This window comes from Gordonia sp. NPDC127522 (assembly GCF_042672305.1).
Lineage (GTDB): Bacteria > Actinomycetota > Actinomycetes > Mycobacteriales > Mycobacteriaceae > Gordonia > Gordonia hongkongensis.
Genome location: NZ_JBHXVK010000010.1, coordinates 42,813 through 60,885, shown reverse-complemented (window position 1 = coordinate 60,885; position 18,073 = coordinate 42,813). Strand labels below are relative to the sequence as shown.

Below are 18,073 nucleotides of genomic sequence, written 5' to 3'. Positions count from 1 at the left end.
GTCCGATGAGCTCAGCGGCCGGACACTCCGAGGGGCGGGGCAAGCTGCGGGTCTTCCTCGGATGCGCGCCCGGTGTCGGCAAGACCTACGAGATGCTCGCACAGGCGCGCGGTCTCGTCGACGAGGGTGTGGACGTGGTCGTGGCGCTCGTCGAGACCCACGGCCGAGTGGCCACTGCCGCGCTGATCGAGGGATTGGAGGTGATCCCGCGGGTCAACCGGCCCCACCGCGGGACACCGCTGGAGGAGATGGACCTCGACGCCGTGCTCGCGCGGCGTCCCCGCGTGGCGCTCGTCGACGAGCTCGCCCACACGAATGTCCCGGGTTCGCGAAACCGCAAGCGGTGGCAGGACATCGAGGAGTTGCTCGCCGTCGGGATCGACGTCTACTCGACGATCAACATCCAGCACCTGGAGAGTCTGAACGACGTCGTCGCCCAGATCACCGGAGTGGTGCAACGGGAGACCGTGCCCGACGACATCGTGCGCGGTGCCGACGAGATCGAACTCGTCGACATCGATCCGCAGGCCCTGCGTCAGCGCCTGTCCGTCGGCAAGGTCTATCCGAACGGGCGGGTCGACGGTGCCCTGGCCAACTACTTCCGGCAGGGCAACCTCACCGCGCTGCGCGAGCTCGCGCTGTTGTGGCTCGCCGACCAGGTCGACGACAAGCTCGCGGATTATCGTGCGGCGCACTCCATCACCGAGACCTGGGAAGCGCGTGAACGGGTCGTGGTGGCCGTCACCGGTGGCGCCGAATCGCCGACCCTGCTCCGACGCGCGAGCCGGATCGCATCGCGGTCGAGCGCCGAACTGCTGGCCGTCCATGTGGTCCGGGGCGATGGGTTGACCGGTGCGGGTGTGGACCTCGCCGCGCTCAAGGAGCTCGCGGCGGGATTCGGGGCGCGTATCCACACCGTCGTCGGCGATGACATCCCGGACACGCTGCTGGATTTCGCACGTGGCGTCAACGCCACCCAGCTCGTACTAGGCACCTCGCGTCGACCGCGATGGCAGCGGATCTTCGACGAGGGCGTCGGCGCCGCCGTGGTGAGCGAGAGCGGGCGCATCGACGTGCACATGGTGACCCACGACGAGACGTCGCGCCGGTCCCGACTCGACATCCGGGACACCCGCTTCCACCGGCCGCTGAGCTGGGTTTTCGCGGTACTGGTGCCGGCCGCCGTGACCGGGGTGCTCCAGCTGCTCGACCCGTGGCTCGGTTTCGCCAGCCAGTCGGCGCTGTACTTCGTTGCGGTACTGGCGGTGTCGATGCTCGGCGGCATCCTGCCGGCCGCGTTGTCGGCGGTCATCTCGGGGCTGCTCCTGAACTACTTCTTCACCGATCCGAGATTCACGTTCACGATCAGCCAGCCCGACAATCTGATCACCATCCTGGTGATGTTGTTGATCGCGGTCGCGGTTGCCGCGCTGGTGGATTCGGCGACCGTTCGACGTGCTCAGGCCCAGGACGCCGCCCGCGAGGCCGAATTGCTGGCGCTGTTCTCCAGCGTCGTGCTCGGCGGTGCCGACGTCCCGGTGCTGCTGGATCGGTTCCGGGAGACCTACGATCAGTCGGCCGTGTCGGTGGTACGGCGGACCTCTCGGGCCGGCCGGACGGTCGAGGCCGCGGTGGGCGACTCGCCGCCGACGACCCCGGAGGACGCCGACACCGTCTGCGTGGTGCCGGGTGACGAGTTCGAGCTGCTCTTGCGCGGGCCGAAGCTCGGGGCGCGGGATCGTCGCGTCCTGTCGGCCGTGGCCGGGCAGGCGGCGGGCGCCGTGCAGCGTCACGCCCTCGAAGCCGAGGCGGCGACGGCCGACGCGCTCGCGCGCACCGACGAGCTACGGCGGGCACTGCTGTCGGCGGTCGGACACGACCTGCGGACGCCGTTGGCCGCGGCGAAGGCGGCGGTGTCGAGCCTGCGCAGTGACGACGTCACCTTCAGTGACGAGGACACCGCGGAACTGCTGGCGACCGTCGACGAGTCGGTCGATCACCTCACCTCGCTGGTGGGGAACCTGCTGGACTCCTCGCGGCTCGCGGCAGGGGCGGTCCGGCCGCAGCGGCAGCGGACCTTCCTGCCCGAGGTCGTGCATCGCGCCACGGTGACGGCGGGCCGTCCCGACCGGCAACCGGGCCCGGTCTTCGATCTCGAACACGCCTGGGCCTACACCGATCCCGGACTGCTCGAGCGTGCGCTGGCGAACCTCATCGACAACGCGCGCCGACACGGCGGCGGGCAGGTCGAGATCACCGCCCGGCTGACCCCCGCCGACCCGCCCCGATGCGTGATCCGGGTCGTCGACCACGGAACCGGTCTCCCGATGGTGGATCGAGACCAGATCTTCGTACCCTTCCATCAGAGTGGCGACACCAGCGGCGCGTCGTCGGGGGTGGGCCTGGGGCTGTCGGTGGCGCGGGGATTCGTCACGGCAATCGGGGGCGTGCTGAGCGTCGAGGACACGCCGGGCGGTGGCGCCACCATGGTCGTCGACCTGCCCGCGACCGACGAGGATACGCACACCGAGACCGAGGGTCCGACTCGATGAGCGCCGAGAAGACGCGGGTCCTGGTCGTCGACGACGAGCCGCAGTTGTTGCGGGCGTTGCGGATCAACCTCAACGCGCGTGGCTTCGCGGTGACGACCGCGGCCACCGGCGCCGCCGCGCTGACAGCGGCCGCGCGGGAGAACCCGCACGTCGTGGTGCTCGATCTCGGCCTGCCCGACATCGACGGTCTGACAGTTCTCGAGGGACTGCGCGGATGGACGACGGTGCCCGTCATCGTCCTGTCGGCGCGCACCGACGCTGCCGACAAGGTCGTCGCGCTGGACTCGGGGGCCGACGACTACGTCACCAAACCTTTTGGCATGGAGGAGTTCCTGGCCCGGATGCGAGCCGCGCTACGGCGCGGAGCCGTGTCGAACGCGACGTCGGAAGCACCGGTCGTGGACGCGGGTGCCTTCGTCGTGGATCTGGCCGCCAAACAGGTGACGCGCGGGGAGGTTCCGGTCCACCTGACGCCGACCGAGTGGGGCATCCTGGAGATGCTGGTGCGTCACGAGGGAAAACTGGTGTCGCAGAGTGACATCCTGACCACGGTGTGGGGCCCGGGGTACCTGGGACAGAGTAACTACCTGCGCGTCTACATGGCGAGTCTCCGGCGCAAGCTCGAGGAGGACCCGGCGCACCCGCGGCACCTCCTGACCGAGGCCGGGATGGGTTACCGGTTCGTCCGTGGCGCACCGTGATCACGGCGTCGGAGATCCCGGTCGGTCTGTCCGAGCAGGCCGCGCTCGGTCCGCTGTGGGTGGACTGGCTGTCGCGTCTACCGGGCGTGGTCTCGGTGCTCCTGGACGAGTGGGGATTGCGCCGTGACGGCGACGAGCTGTGGCACGGGTTCGAGTCACTCGTCGTTCCCGTGCTCGATCGGCAGGGTGCGCGGGCGGTCCTCAAGGTGGCGTTCGACGGTGACGACGAAGGCGCGCAAGAGGCACTGGGACTGCAACATTGGCACGGTCGCGGCGCCGTTCGCATGCTGCGCGCCGATCCGCGTCGTCGCGCGATCCTCCTCGAACGACTGACGCGACGCGATCTGACCACTGTCGACGATGACGAAGCATGTCTGGTGGTCGCCGGTCTCTACGGCCGGTTGCACGTCCCCGCGCCGGGGCGTCTGGCGCTCCTCACCACCCACCTCGAGCGCTGGCTGGACAACCTGGCCGGCATCCCGCGGGACGCGCCGGTACCGCGACGGTTCGTCGAGCAGGCGCTGTCGGTCGGCCGGGACTTCCTGGCCGACAAGGCGACGGTGGGTGTCATCGTGCACGGCGACCTGCACCACGAGAACGTCCTCGCCGATGCCGACGGCCGATGGGTCGCCATCGACCCCAGCCCGATGTCGGGGGATGCGCACTACGAACTCGCCCCCATGCTGTGGAATCGCCTCGGCCCGCGCGTATCCGACGTCCGGTACGACATCCGCCGCCGCTTCTACACCATCACCGACGCGGCGGACCTCGATCCGGACCGTGCCCGCGACTGGGTCATCGTCCGGATGATCCTCAACGCGCACTGGGCGGTCGAGGACGCCGACCGCGCGTCACGCCCGCTCCGACCGGCCGACCGGGAGTGGATAACCACCTGCATCACCGTCGCGAAAGCGGTGATCGACTGATCCGTCGACCGTGCGCCGAATCCCGCTGACAGCGCGTCGAGGTCGAGCAGCCCGCCCCCCGCTGGTTGAGCCGGCACCCCCTCCGCTGGTTGAGCCGGCACCCCCCTCCGCTGGTTGAGCCGGCACCCCCCTCCGCTGGTTGAGCCGGCACCCCCTCCGCTGGTTGAGCCGGCACCCCCCTCCGCTGGTTGAGCCGGCAACGAGCCGCTAGGCGAGTCGCCGTGTCGAAACCACCTGGCGACCCGAGAAACTCAACTGCCGACAATCAGGCCGGCGGCATTCCGCTTTCAGGATCGCTCACCCCTGCCGGGGATGGGATTCTGCTAAGGATTTCGGCCTGCCGGCGTGACACGCCAGTCTGCCTGGCTAGCCTCCGCGACGACATCGACTCGACGTACACATTTGCGGCGCTTTCGGGTGGTCGAACAAGGGCCGAGATCGATATGGGTTTGTCTGGTTACCAGGTGGTTTCGACACGGCGCCTCGCTCCGCTCGGGGCCGGCTCAACCAGCGGGTGGGCCGGGCGGGGAGGTGAACAGGCTCCCGAGCCGGGGGACGTCGACCGTGAGCCCGGTGAGCCGGAGGCCCTCCCACGCGGTGACCTGGTTCGCGGTCAGCACGGGTTTGCCGAACTTGGCCTCGAGGTCGACGACCCACATCGCGGTGTGCAACGCGGTGTCGGGGACCAGGATTGCCTGTGCCGATGTGGAATCGGCGGCCGACAGCATGTCGAACAATCCGTCGCCGTCGAACATCGCTGCCTCGGCCGCCGTCCCGATGTCGTTGGCGCGCAGGGCGACCACCTCGACACCCGCGTCGGCGAGAAACCCGATGAAGCGACTCGCCAGAGGTTCCGGATAGGTGGCGGCGATCGCGACCCGTGACAGACCGAGATGCCGGCAGGCCGCGGCGAAGGCCAGTGACGTCGACGACGCCGGACGGCCGGACTGTCCGGCGACATCGGCGGCCTGGCGTCGGGCACCGTCGAAACCGTAGACGAAGCTGCCCGAGGTGCACGCCCACATCAGCGCCGATGGGTGGTGGGCCTGCGCTCGCCGCACGCCGTCGAAGAGGCGGTCCTGCTCGCCGACCGTAGCCATGGCCTCGACGGTGTGGTCGTCGGAGTCCACCTCGGTGATCACGACCGGCAATCGGACCTCGGAGTGGGGCTCGGCAGTCCCGATCGCCGCCTCGATCAGTTCGAAGTCGTCCTCGGCTGCGTGGCCGGGATAGAGCATTGCGACGGTGGTTGTCACGCCCACACCTCCAAGGTAGATTGTCAACAATCTACCAATCTTCCGAGGGGGCGCATGACGGACGCCACGCGGTGGCTCAGCGCCACGGAACTGGCCGAGGCCTACCGTACCGGCGAGCTGACGCCGGATTCGGTGGTGGCGGAACTGCTCGACGCCATCGATGACGTCGATCCGTCCATCAATGCGTTCTGCCTCATCGACCGCGAACGCACGTGCGCCGAGGCCCGGGAGTCCACTGAGCGATTCGCCGCCGGGACACCCCGCGGCCCGCTCGACGGCGTTCCGGTCTCGATCAAGGACCTGTTGCTGACCGCCGGATGGCCGACGTTGCGCGGCTCGCTGATGATCGAGCCCGATCAGATGGTGTGGGACATCGACGCTCCCGCGGTGGCACGTCTGCGTGAGGCAGGTGCGGTCCTGCTCGGAAAGGTCACCACACCGGAATTCGGATGGAAAGGCGTCACCGACAGTCCGCGCACGGGCGTCACCCGCAATCCGTGGGACACCTCGCGTACGTCGGGCGGGTCGAGCGGAGGCAGTGCCGCGGCGCTCGCGGCCGGCTTGGGGCCGCTGTCGGTCGGCACCGATGGTGGCGGTTCCATCCGGATACCGGCTGCCTACTGCGGCGTCGTCGGGTTCAAGCCGACACTCGGCCGGGTGCCCATGTATCCGCCGAGCCCGTTCGCGCCGGTGGCCCACGTCGGTCCGATGACGCGGACGGTGTCGGATTGCGCTGCGCTGCTGGATGTCCTGAGCGGGTTCGATCCCCGTGACTGGTCCGCACTGCCGTCGCCGACAACCCGTGCGGTCACCGCGGTCGCCGACGTTCGCGACCTCGCCGATCTGCGTGTCGGCTACAGCGCCGATCTCGGCTTCGGCACCAACGACCCAGGCGTACAGGCCAACACCGACCGGGTGGCGTCGGTACTGGAACAGCTCGGGGCGACCGTGGAGAAGGTCGATCTCGGATGGGAGGACCCGGCCTGGGCCTACCACGTCATCTGGTTCGCCGGTGCCGACGTCGTCGTCCGCGGGCTCGGACCGCACGCGGCCGAACACGTGGACCCGCTGCTGATCGACGCGCTGGAACGGCATTCCGGTTTCACCGCAACCGACTTCGTCAGCGCAACCGCGCTACGGATGGAGATGGGTACCCAGATGAGCCTGCTCCATGAGGAATTCGACGTCCTGCTGACGCCGTCGATGCCGACGGTGGCGTTCGAGGCCGGTCCTATCGTCCCGGACGGGGCGGGGTCGCCCGACTGGACATCCTGGACTCCCTACAGCTACCCGTTCAATCTCACCGGCCAGCCGGCGATCACCGTACCGAGTGGATTCGCCGATGGTCTGCCGACCGGCGCACAGTTCGTCGGCGCCCGGCATCACGACGCGACGGTGTTGCGCGTCGCGGCAGCGTACGAGGCGGCCGCCGGCTTCACGATGTTGGGAGACCGCGCGTGACCGACGAACAGCGAACCGGCCCCGCGGCCCGACATGACCGGTTCATCACCGTGACATTGGAGAAGCGCGGGGTCACCGCGGTCGCCCGGATGCTCGATGCCGAGGCGCCTCGCACCGCAGCTGCGGTCTGGGACGCATTGCCGCTGAGCGGCCAGGTGTTTCACGGAAAGTTCGCCCGCAACGAGATCTACACTCTACTGCCGGCCTTCTCCGCGACCGAACCGGGCATGGAGAACACCACCATCACCCCCATCCCGGGCGACCTGTGTTACTTCACCTTCGACGGGGTGCTCGAGAACCCGGCGTATGGCTACGAGCTCGGCTCGGCCCCCGCCGAGCACCGGCTCCTCATCGACCTCGCAGTGTTCTACGGCCGCAACAATCTGCTGGTCAACGGTGACGTCGGATGGGTGCCGGGCAACGTGTTCGCCACGATCATCGAGGGTCTGGACGACTTCGCCGCAGCCTGCAATGACGTCTGGATGGGCGGCGCGCGCGGGGAAACACTGACTTACGCGCGACATTCACGGTAAGAAAGAGGGAATGACGGTGACCATGAAGGTGGGGGCGAAGACGCCGGGTCCACAGGACCCGGGGACGAATCGAACCGTCGTCGACCAGGCGAAACAGGACAAATCGCCACGTCGGCGGGTGCTGTCGCCACTAGTTCAGGAATCGACACCGGCGATCATCGCGCGTAAGTTGCACGATGCGATCGCAAACGGGGACTTCGCACCCGGCTCGCAGTTGACGGAGTCGGGGCTGGCGGCCGACCTGGGCGTCAGTCGTGGTCCGCTGCGCGAGGCCATGCAGCGTCTGACCGCGGAAGGACTGCTGGTCAGCCACCGTAACCGCGGCTTGTTCGTCGTCTCGATGGAAGAGGACGACATCCGGGACATGTACGTCGCGCGCACTGCGGTGGAACGCGCTGCTGTGCAACAGGTGATCGCGCACCGCGAGCAGGAGGCGGTGGAGGCACTGGGCGGCGCGGTCGACGCGATGCGCGTCTTCGTCGACGAGCCGAACGGCGCGGGGATGGCCGAGGCCGACATGACCTTCCACCAGACCTTGGTGGAATATGCTGGAAGTCAAAGGCTTTCGCGGTTGCACGAGACGATCCTCGTGGAGACGCGAATGTGTCTGCGAGCCATGCGAGGGACGTACTCCTCGGGAAAGGACCGGATCGACGAACACCAGGCGTTGGTGGACGCCATTGCCGCGGGAGACGCCGCGGCGGCCGATGCTCTGATGATCGAGCACATGGCCGACGGGTTGCGTCGCCTGCTCGGGGACGGCGAGGACGCCGCGAACCTGCAGGTGGCGAGGGGCTGATCGCCCGCGGCCCCGGGTCCACCGATCGCAGCAACGAGATCGACCCTCAGCGGCCCCACGACTCAGGAAGCGCAGATGAGCGACACGACGACAGCAGACAGTTACGAGCAGCTCGCACCAGACCCGAACTCACCAGAGGGCAAGAGACTTCTCCGCAAGGCCATCGGCGCCTCGGCGATCGGCAACGCGACCGAGTGGTATGACTACGGCGTCTACGCCGCGGCCTCGGTCTACCTGACGCAGGCGTTTTTCCCGGGGGAGTTCGGAACCGTCGGCACCATGCTGGGTTTCGCGATCTCCTTCGTCTTGCGGCCCCTCGGCGGTATGGTCTGGGGACCGATCGGCGACCGCATCGGCCGCAAATCGGTTCTGGCGATGACGATCCTGCTCATCTCCGGCGCGACCGCACTGATCGGCCTGCTGCCCACGCATGCGTCGATCGGGTTCTGGGCACCCGTCCTGCTCATCCTGCTCCGTGTCATCCAGGGTTTCTCGACCGGCGGCGAATACGGCGGTGCCGCAACGTTCATGGCCGAGTACGCGCCCGACAACAAGCGCGGAAAGTACGGCTCGTTCCTCGAATTCGGCACCCTGGCCGGTTTCTGCGGCGGGACACTCTTCGTCCTCCTGCTGCAATTGGCGTTGTCCGACAGCCAGATGGATCAGTGGGGTTGGCGCATCCCGTTCCTGCTCGCGCTGCCGATGGGCCTGATCGGGTTGTACCTGCGGTCGCAGATGGAGGACACACCGGTCTTCCAGGAACTCGAGCAGGACAACGAGATCAAGGGGTCCGCCTGGACCCGCTTCAAGGATTTGCTGATCAACTACCGGCGCCCGATCATCACCATGTTCGGCCTGGTGATCGCGCTCAACGTGGCCAACTACACCCTGCTGGCCTACCAACCGACCTACCTGCAGAACACCATCGATCTGTCCGAGACCTCGGCCAGCGTCGTCAACCTCATCGGCCAACTCGTGATGATGCTGCTGATCCCGTTCTTCGGGTGGTGGTCGGACTCGACCGGCCGCAAACCCATGTGGTGGGGTTCGCTGATCGGCCTGTTCGTCCTCGCGCTGCCGCTCTACTGGCTGATGGGGCAGGGATTCGCCTGGGCCATCGTGGCATTCGTCATCCTGGGTGTGCTGTACATCCCTCAGCTGGCGACCATCTCGGCCACCTTCCCGGCGATGTTCCCGACCCAGGTCCGATACGCCGGGTTCGCGATCTCCTACAACGTCGCGACCGCGGCATTCGGCGGAACCGCGCCGCTCGTCAACGATGCGGTTGTCGAGAAGACCGAGTGGAGTCTCTTCCCCGCGGTCTACATGATGGGCGCCTGCGCCATCGGCATGGTCGCCCTTTGCTTCCTGAAGGAGACCGCCGGTGCCTCGCTGCGCGGTACCGAGATCCCCAGTCTCGAGAACGATTTCACGGCGCTGCAGAAGCAGAAGGTGAACTAGGGGCCCAGCAGCCGCATCGCGGCGAGGGCGTAGGCTCTCGCCGCGATGACCAGGTCGGCGATGGCCACCGACTCGTCCGGTTGGTGGGCGTCGGTGTTGATGTTGCCCGGACCGAGAACGATCGACGGGACACCGAGGTCGCGGCTGACGAAGCCACCGTCGCAGGCGGCAGTCCAGCCGCCGACCGAGGTGTCCGCCCCGGCATCGGTGACCGCACCGACCGCTGTGGTGACGAGCGGGTGCGTGGCTTCCGTCGCGAAACCGGGCATCTCCATGGTCACCCGGACGTCGACGCTGATGCCGTCGGTGTCGATTCCTCTGGCGCTGATCGCTCTTCGCAGGTCGTCGGCGATCCGATGCGGGTCCTCATCGGGCATCAGGCGCCGGTCGACGCCGAGCGAACAACCCGGTGCCACCACCGAGATGCCCTGTCCGCCCGTGATGGTGCCGACATTCCACGTGCCGTGACCGAGTAGGTCGTCGGCTGTCTCGGCCAGCCGTTCACCGTCGGCGCGGATGATGTCGACGATGGCCGCCGCGGCGTCGATGGCGCTGCGACCATCGGTGGGACGTCCGGAATGAGCCGCGCGACCGGTCACCTCGATCTCGATGTACGACGCACCGCGGCAACCCCGGACCACCTGCATGTCGGTGGGTTCGGCGACCACGCAGCCGCGGAACTCGAGGTCGGCGGGGCGGCCCACGAAGTCCCGCACCCCGATGCCGTGTTCCTCCTCGTCGACGGTGCACACCAGGCGGACCGGTCCGGAGAGTTCGACCCCGACCTCGGCGGCCCGGCGTAGCGCGGTCATCGCCGCGACGACGGCGGCGAGTCCGCCTTTCATGTCGGTGGCACCGCGGCCGTAGATGCGCCCGTCGCGGATGCGGACCGTGTACGGGTCCGCCGACCAGCCGGGACCGGCTGGGACCACGTCCGAATGTCCGAGGAACATCAGTCCCGCTCCGGTGCCGGCAGGCACGGTCGCGACGAGATTGGGCCGCCCCGATGCCACTTCGTGGATCACGACGTCGAAACCGAGCGCGCGGCAAGCCTTCTCGAGCACTTCGACCGCGGCTTCTTCGGTACCGCCCGGGTTCTCGCTGGGCGCCTCGACCAGTGCCGAGGCGAGCGAGGTGATCGCGGCCTCGTCGATGAAGCCGAGCACTGCTGTCTCGGCGGCGGTCAGCTCTGGTTCACCACTCACCCGGCCATCTTCTCAAGACTGGCCGTGAGACGTCGGACACCCTCGTCGATCCGTTCCGGGGTGCTCGACGCGAAGCAGAGACGCATCGAGTTGCGGAAGCGTCCACCGGGCGACAGCGCGGGGCCGGGAATGAACGCCACCCCGTCCGCGAGCGCGACCTCGAAGAGTTCTCGCGTGTCGATCTCGGCGAACTCGTCGCGCAACGTGACCCACAGGAAGAAGCCGCCCTCGGGGTCGGTGGTCACCACCCGATCGCCGAGATGACGTCTTATGGCGTCGAGCATGGCCTCTTTGCGCTCGCGGTACAGCAGGCGAATCCCGGCGAGGTGGTCCTCGAGCCCGCCGCGGGCGATGTACTCGGCGACGATGTGCTGGTTGGGCACGTTGGTGCAGGTGTCCATCGCCTGCTTGCCGTTGATCAGCAGCTGGCGTAAGGAGGGATCGGCGTCGACCCAGCCGACACGCCAGCCCGGCGCGAGGATCTTGGAGAACGTGCGCACCGAGAAGATCAGCGGGTCGCCGGGGCTGAGCGTCTGGAAGGTCGGGATGTCGGAGCCGGCGAACCGCAACAGCCCGTACGGGTCGTCGTCGATGATGACCGACCCCCAGGTGTGCGCCAGCCGCAAAAGTTCGCGGCGGCGCTCCTCGGACATGGTGACGCCGGACGGATTCTGGAACGTCGGGATCGTGTAGATCGCCTTCGGCGTCAGACGGGTGCGTGCGACGAGCGCCTCGAGCTGATCGACCTGCATGCCGTCGTCGTCGACGGGAACCTCGAGCAACTGCGCGCCATAGGACAGCGCGGTCGCACTGCCATTGGTGTACGTGGGGGATTCGACGATGACCAGATCCCCGGGATCGACGAACAGCTTGCAGGCGAGGTCGAGTCCCTGCATCCCGCCGGTGGTGATGACCAACCGGTCGAGGGACGACGGGTCGGGGGTCGTGGCGAGATAGTCGACGAGCAGTTGCAGCAGCCGGGGTTCGCCTTCCGTGGCCCCGTAGGTGAACGAGGTGTGATCGAGGATCTCACCGGCGATCTGACGGAACTCGTCGGCCGGCACGGCCTCGTCCGCGGGGGAGCCCATCGCGAACCGCACGATGTCGTGGGACTGCGCGGCGAGCAGCGAGGTCGACGAGTCGATCATCGAACCGACGAGGTCCTTGGCGCGGCCCGCCAACGGCAGTGTCGGTGCCGAATGTCGGTTCTGGTAGGCGGTTTCGGTTGTGGTCACTTTCTTCACCTCGTCTCGGCAGCCCTTCGTGGCTCGTCGCTTGCGCTCCTCGCACCTCAGGGATCAGATTGTGTGGTCGTCGTGTTGGTTTCGCACCTCAGGGATCAGGTGGTGTGGTCGTCGTGTTGGTTTCGGACCTCAGGGATCAGATTGTGTGGTCGTCGTGCTGGTGTCGATCAGGTTGTGTGGCTACTTCTGGATCAGTTCCCGCGGAAACGACGTGAAGCACTCGACGCCGGTCGGGCTGACCCGGACCGACTCGGACAGCTCGAAACCGTAGTTGTCCATCCACATTCCGCAGACGATGTGGAAGGTCATGTTGGTCTCCAGTACCGACTCGTCCTCGCTGCGGATGCTGATCGTGCGCTCGCCCCAGTCGGGCGGGTAGCCGATGCCGATCGAATAGCCCAGGCGCGAGGGCTTCTCGAGGCCGTACTTCGCGAGCGTCCAGTTCCACGTCGAGGCGAGTTCGCGCGTGGCCACGCCCGGCTTGATGGCCTCCAGTACGTTGTTCAGGCCCTCGGCGGTTGCCTTGGCGACGTAGTCGAGGTCCTTGCTCGGGGTGCCGAGGGACACCGTCCGGGCAAGCGGACAGTGATATCGGTTGTGCGCGCCGGTCAATTCGATGACGACCGCCTCGTCCTCGCCGAAAGTGCCCTGGTGCCAGGTGAGGTGCGGGGTGTCGGCCGCCGCGCCGGTGGGCATCATCGGGACGATCGCCGGGTAGTCGCCGCCGTACTCCGGGGTGCCGGTGATCTGTGCCTGCGAGATGGCCGCGGCCGCATCGCATTGCCGCACCCCGATGTCGATGGTGTCGATCGCGGCGCGCATCGCCTTCGAGCACACCATGCCGGCCTGGCGCATCAGTTGCACCTCGGCGTCGGACTTGACCGAGCGCACCCAGTTGACGAGCTCGAAGCTGTCGACGAGCTTCCACTCCGGAATCGCGTTGAACAATGCGCGATACGCCTTCGGCGAGAAGAAGTGCGAGTCCATCTCCAGGCCCACGGACCCGGTGTTCGACGCGGGGGCGATGAGGTGGCGCTGACGCAGCGACCACGCGACCCAGTCGAACGGGTGTAGGTGCGGGCGGTGCACGTAACTCTCCGGGTAACCGACGATCTGATCGGCGGGCAACCACGTCGTGCGATGTGCGCCATGCGCATCCATCTCGCGAGCGTAGAAGACCATCTCTCCGTCGATCGGCACGAACAGCATCTGCGGGGTGTAGAACGACCAGGCGTTGTAACCGATCAGATAGAAGATGTTGGCCGGATCGGTGACGATGATCGCCGACAGACCCTGACGGTCCATGAGCTCACGAACACGTCTCAGGCGCTGCTCGTACTCGCTGTCACTGAACAGCTGAGCACCCAGGTACATGGTCTCCTCGCTCCTGTCTGAACGCTGATGTGTTCCGGAAATTCGCTGTCAGCGCCGATGAATCGGCGTCGCCGTGTACTTCATGTCGAGGAACTCCTCGATGCCCACGCGTCCACCCTCGCGGCCGAGACCGGATTCCTTGACACCCCCGAAGGGAGCCGCCGGATTGGACACGGCGCCGGTGTTGACCCCGACCATACCGGTTTCCAGCGCGGCCGACAGCCTGGCGCAGCGGTCGACATCCTGACTGAAGAGGTAACCGACCAGGCCCCAGGGAGTGTCGTTGGCCAGCGCGAGCACTTCGTCGTCGGCGGCAGGATCGTCTGGCCTGTCAGCATTCCCGAACGGGATGATCGCGGCGACGGGCCCGAATATCTCGGTGCGCATGAGGTCTGCGTCGAGCCCGACGCCGGACAACACCGTCGGCGGGTAGAAGAATCCTGGGCCGCTGGTCTTCTCGCCGCCGCAGATCACCGTCGCGCCTTTGGCCACGGCGTCGGAGACGAGCGCCGCGACCTTCTCGACGGCCTTGCGTTCGACGAGGGGCCCGACCTGGACGCCCTCGGCCGCACCGTCACCGACGCGCAAACTGGACATCTTCGCGGCGAAGGCGTCGGAGAACTCGTCGATCACGCTGCGGTGCACGAAGACTCGATTGGCGGCCGTGCACGCCTGACCGATGTTGCGCATCTTGGCGAACATCAGGCCGTCGACGGCCCGCGGGATGTCCGCGTCGGCGCACACGATGAACGGCGCGTTGCCGCCCAGCTCCATCGACGTCCGCATGACCGTGCCCGCCGCCTGACGCAGGAGTAGTTTCCCGACCTCGGTCGACCCGGTGAAGCTGACCTTGCGGGCGAGTCCGCTCTCCATCCACTCGGTGACGACGGTCGACGGGTCGCTGGTCGTGACGATGTTCAGCACCCCAGCGGGTAGACCGGCCTCGACGAGGATGTCGGCCAGCAGCAGGGAGGTGAGCGGGGTGAGCTCGGCGGGTTTGAAGACCATGGTGCAACCGGCCGCGACGGCCGGCCCGATCTTGCGGGTCGCCATGGCCAGCGGAAAGTTCCACGGCGTGATGAGGATGCACGGGCCGACGGGTTGCCTGGTGACCTCTATCCGGTGCGATCCGTCGCCGGTGGTGGTGGAGTCGCCGCCGATGCGCACGGCTTCTTCGGCGAACCAGCGGAAGAACTCGGCGCCATAGGCGACCTCGCCCTTGGCCTCGGCGAGGGGCTTGCCCATCTCGGCGGTCATCACCGCGGCGATCTCGTCCGCGCGCGTCATGATGAGTTGATGTGCGCGATAGAGGATCTCACTGCGGAACCGCGGTGCTGTCGTGGCCCACTCGGCCTGGTGTGCGGCCGCCGTCTCGAGCGCACGCCGGGCATCGACGGCGTCGGCGTCGGCCACTCGGGCGAGTACCTCTTCCGTGGCCGGATTCACGACGTCGAAGCGCTTGCCCGACGCGGCCGGGGCCCACTCGCCGTTGACGAAGAGGTCGGTGTGGACGCGGGACACCGCTTCGGGGGCGGTGTGGGGCGCGATGGTCGTCATGGTTGTACTCCTGGAGTATCGGTATCGGGTGATGCCCTGAGCAGTTCGGCGAGATGGACTCCGCGTACGTGTACGCGCGCGGGGGCGAGGGCGTCGTCGACGGCGGCGAGGTGTTCGACGGCCATTGCGCAGCTGAACCCGTCGGTGACGACTGGCCGCTGCGGCGCGTTCCGCAGCGCCGGGGCGAGTCCGTTCTCGGCGACGGCCATGCTCACCTCGTAGTGACCCTTCTCGAATCCGAAGTTGCCTGCCACGCCGCAACAACCGTCTGCGGTGTGCACGGTGACCCCGAGCGCCTCCAGGGCGGTGATGCCGACCCGGGCACCGAACACCGCGTACTCGTGGCAATGGGTCTGCAACGTCACCTCGTCGGGCAGGGGTGGTGGTCGCCAGCCGGCATCGAGCAGAGTGGGCACATGGGCGGCGAAACTCCGCACGCGTGCGGCCACGCGGCGGGCGGCCTCGGTCGGGACCAGTTCGGGCAGGTCCTTCGCAAGCGCCGCGGCGCAGCTGGGTTCGACGACGACGATCGGCCGGTCCGTCCCGTCATCGAGGTCGTCGACAGTGCGACGCAGCACCTTTCGGGCGCGGTCGAGCTGTCCCGTCGAGATCCACGTGAGTCCGCAACAGTTGTCGGCTGCACAACCGACGGAATCTGATGCACGGTCTACGGGATCTGGCGCACGGTCGACGGAGTGGGCGGCCCGGAGGATCTCGGCGACCGCGGTGGCCACCTGCGGCCGGAAGGCGTGGGTGAAGGAGTCGACGAAGAGGATCACCGAGGAGTCCGCGTCGACCGGGGAGAGCGGCCCGAGGTGGGTACGCCGCGCACGCCGTGTCGCAAAGGCGGGTATCGTGCGCCGGGGGTCGAGTCCGCCGGCGCGCGCGGCGAGACCGCTGAGCCGAGATCGCAGTGCGCGGTTGAGGACCGGTGCCGCGAGCCCCGTCGCCGACAGCCACGCGGGCATCCAGCCGAGGGAGTAGTGCGACAGCGGGCGGAGTCGACGTCGATAGTGGTGGTCGAGGAACTCCGATTTGTAGGTGGCCATGTCGACGCCGGTCGGGCAGTCGGTGGAACACGCCTTGCATGACAGGCACAGTTCGAGCGCCTCCGCGACATCGGTGGACCGCCATCCCTCGTCGACGCTCGGCGCGGTGCGGACCATGTCCTGCAGCACACGGGCACGCCCGCGGGTGGAGTCCTTCTCGTCGCGGGTGGCCTTGTAGCTCGGGCACATCACCCCGCCCGAGTCCGCCCGGCACCGTCCGACGCCGATGCATCCCTGTACCGCGTGGACGAACGGGTCGACGAGCGGGAGTTCGTGCCCCAGGTCGAAAGCGGTGGGCCAGTCGCGACGCGGCACGTCGGCAAGGGCGAGGTCGGCCATGACCGGGGGCGGATCGATGATGCTGCCCGGGTTGAGGATTCCGTGCGGGTCCCAGATCGCCTTGAAGCGGGCGAAGGCCGACATCATCGCCGGGCTGTACATGAGCGGCAGCAGCGCCGACCGGGCCCGTCCGTCGCCGTGCTCACCGGACAGTGAACCACCGTGCCGCACCACGAGTTCGGCGGCCTCGGTGCAGAAGCGTGCCATCACCGCGCGCCCTTCGGGGGAGCGCAGGTCGAACGTGATGCGGACGTGCATGCACCCGGCGCCGAAGTGGCCATACATGACGCCGGTGAGACCGTGGCGGTCGAGGAGGCCCGCGAAGTCGTCGAGGTAGTCGGCGAGGCGCTCGGGTGCGACGGCCGCGTCCTCCCATCCGGGCCACGACTCGTAGCCCGCGCCGATGCTCGCGTCGTCGGGGTCGGCGAGGCGGGACGACAGACCCGCGCCGTCCTCGCGGACCCGCCACAGCGCCCGGCGGCGGGCGGGGTCGTCGACCACCGTGGCGTCGGTCATCCGTCCCTGTGCGCGCAGATGGTCGAGCAACCGCTTGGCGGTCGCCGGCACATCCGACTCGGATTGCGCGGCAGCGCTGTCCTCGTCGACGTCGATGAACAACCACGCGGATCCGTCGGGCAGGCCGGCGACGGCGTCGTGGCCACGCCGCGCCGCCATCGTGGCGACGATCTTGCGGTCGATGCCCTCGATGGCCGACGGTGCGAACGGAAGGATCGCCGGTACGTCCCGGGCGGCGTCGGCGGGGGAGTGGTAGCCGACGCACAGCAGGAGCTGAGACGTCGGGACCGGTACCAGCGTGACGCGTGCCGACACGACGATCGCGCAGGTCCCCTCGCTGCCGACGAGTGCGCGCGCCACGTCGAAACCGTTCTCCGGCAGCAGCTTCGCGAGATGGTATCCGGAGACCTGCCGCGGGATGGTCTCGAGCTGGGTGCGCAGGATCGCGAGGTTCGCGGTGGTCAGCTCCCGCAGCGACGCGGTGATCTCGGCCGCGCGCTCCGCTGCCGCGGCATCGGCGGCCTCGGTGGCGCGGAGCCCGTCTCGCGTTGCGGTGAGCATCAGGCCGTCGGCGGTGACGAGGTGCAGTTCGACGATGTGGTCGCTGGTACGGCCGTACCGAACCGAGTGATTGCCGCAGGCGTCGTTGCCGATCGCGCCGCCGAGGGTCGCGCGCGAGGCCGAGGACGGGTCCGGCGCAAAGGTGAGCCGGCCGCCGGTGGCCGCTCGTGCGTCGGCGGCCAGTGTGGTCAGGACGATCCCGGCGCCCGCGACCGCGGTCGCGGATTCGGCGTCGACGGACAGGACGTGGTCGAGATGCCGGGACAGGTCGAGCACGATGCCTGGTCCGATCGCGTTGCCGCCCATGGAGGTCCCACCGCCGCGGGGAATCACCGGGACGCGGTGGTCATGGCACCACCCGACCACCGTCGCGACGTCGCGGGCGGTGCGCGGGAAGGTGACCGCCAGGGGTCGGACCCGGTAATTCGAGGCGTCGTAGGAGTATTCGGCCAGGCGACGTGTCGAGGCGTCCGCATCGACACCGAGAGCGGTGAGTTCGGCTGCGATGTCCACCCGTGGCATGTGAGACCGGGCTGTCG

General features: G+C 68.1%; 13 protein-coding genes. 7 read left to right on the top strand and 6 right to left on the bottom strand.

Translation table 11 applies throughout. The features are described 5' to 3' along the window. Positions 1–5: 5 nt before the first annotated feature. The 3 genes from ACFVHY_RS16305 to ACFVHY_RS16295 are packed head-to-tail and all read left to right on the top strand — an operon-like array spanning position 6 to position 4,179. Positions 6–2,552 carry a DUF4118 domain-containing protein gene (locus ACFVHY_RS16305; protein ID WP_390273676.1) on the top strand — a complete coding sequence of 849 codons (2,547 nt, stop codon included), beginning with the start codon at positions 6–8 and terminating at the stop codon, positions 2,550–2,552. Further along, complete coding sequence (locus ACFVHY_RS16300; protein ID WP_390273674.1) at positions 2,549–3,253, top strand: response regulator; 705 nt, start codon at positions 2,549–2,551, stop codon at positions 3,251–3,253. Before ACFVHY_RS16305 ends, ACFVHY_RS16300 begins: the two co-directional genes overlap by 4 nt. After that, positions 3,250–4,179 (top strand): aminoglycoside phosphotransferase family protein, encoded by a 930-nt coding sequence (locus ACFVHY_RS16295; RefSeq protein WP_390273671.1) that lies wholly within the window; start codon positions 3,250–3,252, stop codon positions 4,177–4,179. Before ACFVHY_RS16300 ends, ACFVHY_RS16295 begins: the two co-directional genes overlap by 4 nt. Before the next feature lie 503 nt (positions 4,180–4,682). Here ACFVHY_RS16295 and ACFVHY_RS16290 read toward each other — a convergent pair. Further along, on the bottom strand, positions 4,683–5,435 hold the full coding sequence (locus tag ACFVHY_RS16290) for a maleate cis-trans isomerase (protein ID WP_390273669.1): 753 nt from the start codon (positions 5,433–5,435) through the stop codon (positions 4,683–4,685). Positions 5,436–5,489: 54 nt separating this feature from the next. On the opposite strand from ACFVHY_RS16290, the gene ACFVHY_RS16285 reads away from it, so the two are divergent. The 4 genes from ACFVHY_RS16285 (at position 5,490) to ACFVHY_RS16270 (ending at position 9,689) form a co-directional block, all read left to right on the top strand. After that, positions 5,490–6,896 carry an amidase gene (locus ACFVHY_RS16285; protein ID WP_390273667.1) on the top strand — a complete coding sequence of 469 codons (1,407 nt, stop codon included), beginning with the start codon at positions 5,490–5,492 and terminating at the stop codon, positions 6,894–6,896. Next, a complete protein-coding gene (locus tag ACFVHY_RS16280; protein ID WP_390273666.1) occupies positions 6,893–7,429 on the top strand; it encodes a DUF3830 family protein in 537 nt (178 codons plus the stop codon). The genes ACFVHY_RS16285 and ACFVHY_RS16280 overlap by 4 nt, the downstream gene beginning before the upstream one ends. Positions 7,430–7,439: 10 nt before the next feature. After that, positions 7,440–8,228, top strand: a complete 789-nt coding sequence (locus tag ACFVHY_RS16275; RefSeq protein WP_390273664.1) for a GntR family transcriptional regulator — start codon at positions 7,440–7,442, stop codon at positions 8,226–8,228. A gap of 75 nt (positions 8,229–8,303) precedes the next feature. After that, on the top strand, positions 8,304–9,689 hold the full coding sequence (locus tag ACFVHY_RS16270; protein ID WP_277243117.1) for an MFS transporter: 1,386 nt from the start codon (positions 8,304–8,306) through the stop codon (positions 9,687–9,689). On the opposite strand, the gene ACFVHY_RS16265 is transcribed toward ACFVHY_RS16270, so the two are convergent. The 5 genes from ACFVHY_RS16265 to ACFVHY_RS16245 form a co-directional block, all read right to left on the bottom strand. Further along, positions 9,686–10,894, bottom strand: coding sequence for a M20 family metallopeptidase (locus tag ACFVHY_RS16265; protein WP_390273662.1), 1,209 nt, complete (start codon positions 10,892–10,894; stop codon positions 9,686–9,688). The genes ACFVHY_RS16270 and ACFVHY_RS16265 overlap by 4 nt on opposite strands. Further along, positions 10,891–12,129 carry a PLP-dependent aminotransferase family protein gene (locus ACFVHY_RS16260; RefSeq protein ID WP_390273659.1) on the bottom strand — a complete coding sequence of 413 codons (1,239 nt, stop codon included), beginning with the start codon at positions 12,127–12,129 and terminating at the stop codon, positions 10,891–10,893. Before ACFVHY_RS16260 ends, ACFVHY_RS16265 begins: the two co-directional genes overlap by 4 nt. 189 nt (positions 12,130–12,318) lie before the next feature. Beyond that, entirely contained in the window at positions 12,319–13,512 is a 1,194-nt protein-coding gene (locus ACFVHY_RS16255) for a M24 family metallopeptidase (protein WP_390273656.1), read from the bottom strand. Positions 13,513–13,560: 48 nt separating this feature from the next. Beyond that, positions 13,561–15,069, bottom strand: coding sequence for an NAD-dependent succinate-semialdehyde dehydrogenase (locus ACFVHY_RS16250; protein WP_390273654.1), 1,509 nt, complete (start codon positions 15,067–15,069; stop codon positions 13,561–13,563). After that, complete coding sequence (locus ACFVHY_RS16245) at positions 15,066–18,056, bottom strand: FAD-binding and (Fe-S)-binding domain-containing protein (RefSeq protein WP_390273652.1); 2,991 nt, start codon at positions 18,054–18,056, stop codon at positions 15,066–15,068. The genes ACFVHY_RS16250 and ACFVHY_RS16245 overlap by 4 nt, the downstream gene beginning before the upstream one ends. Between the last annotated feature and the right edge of the window lie 17 nt (positions 18,057–18,073).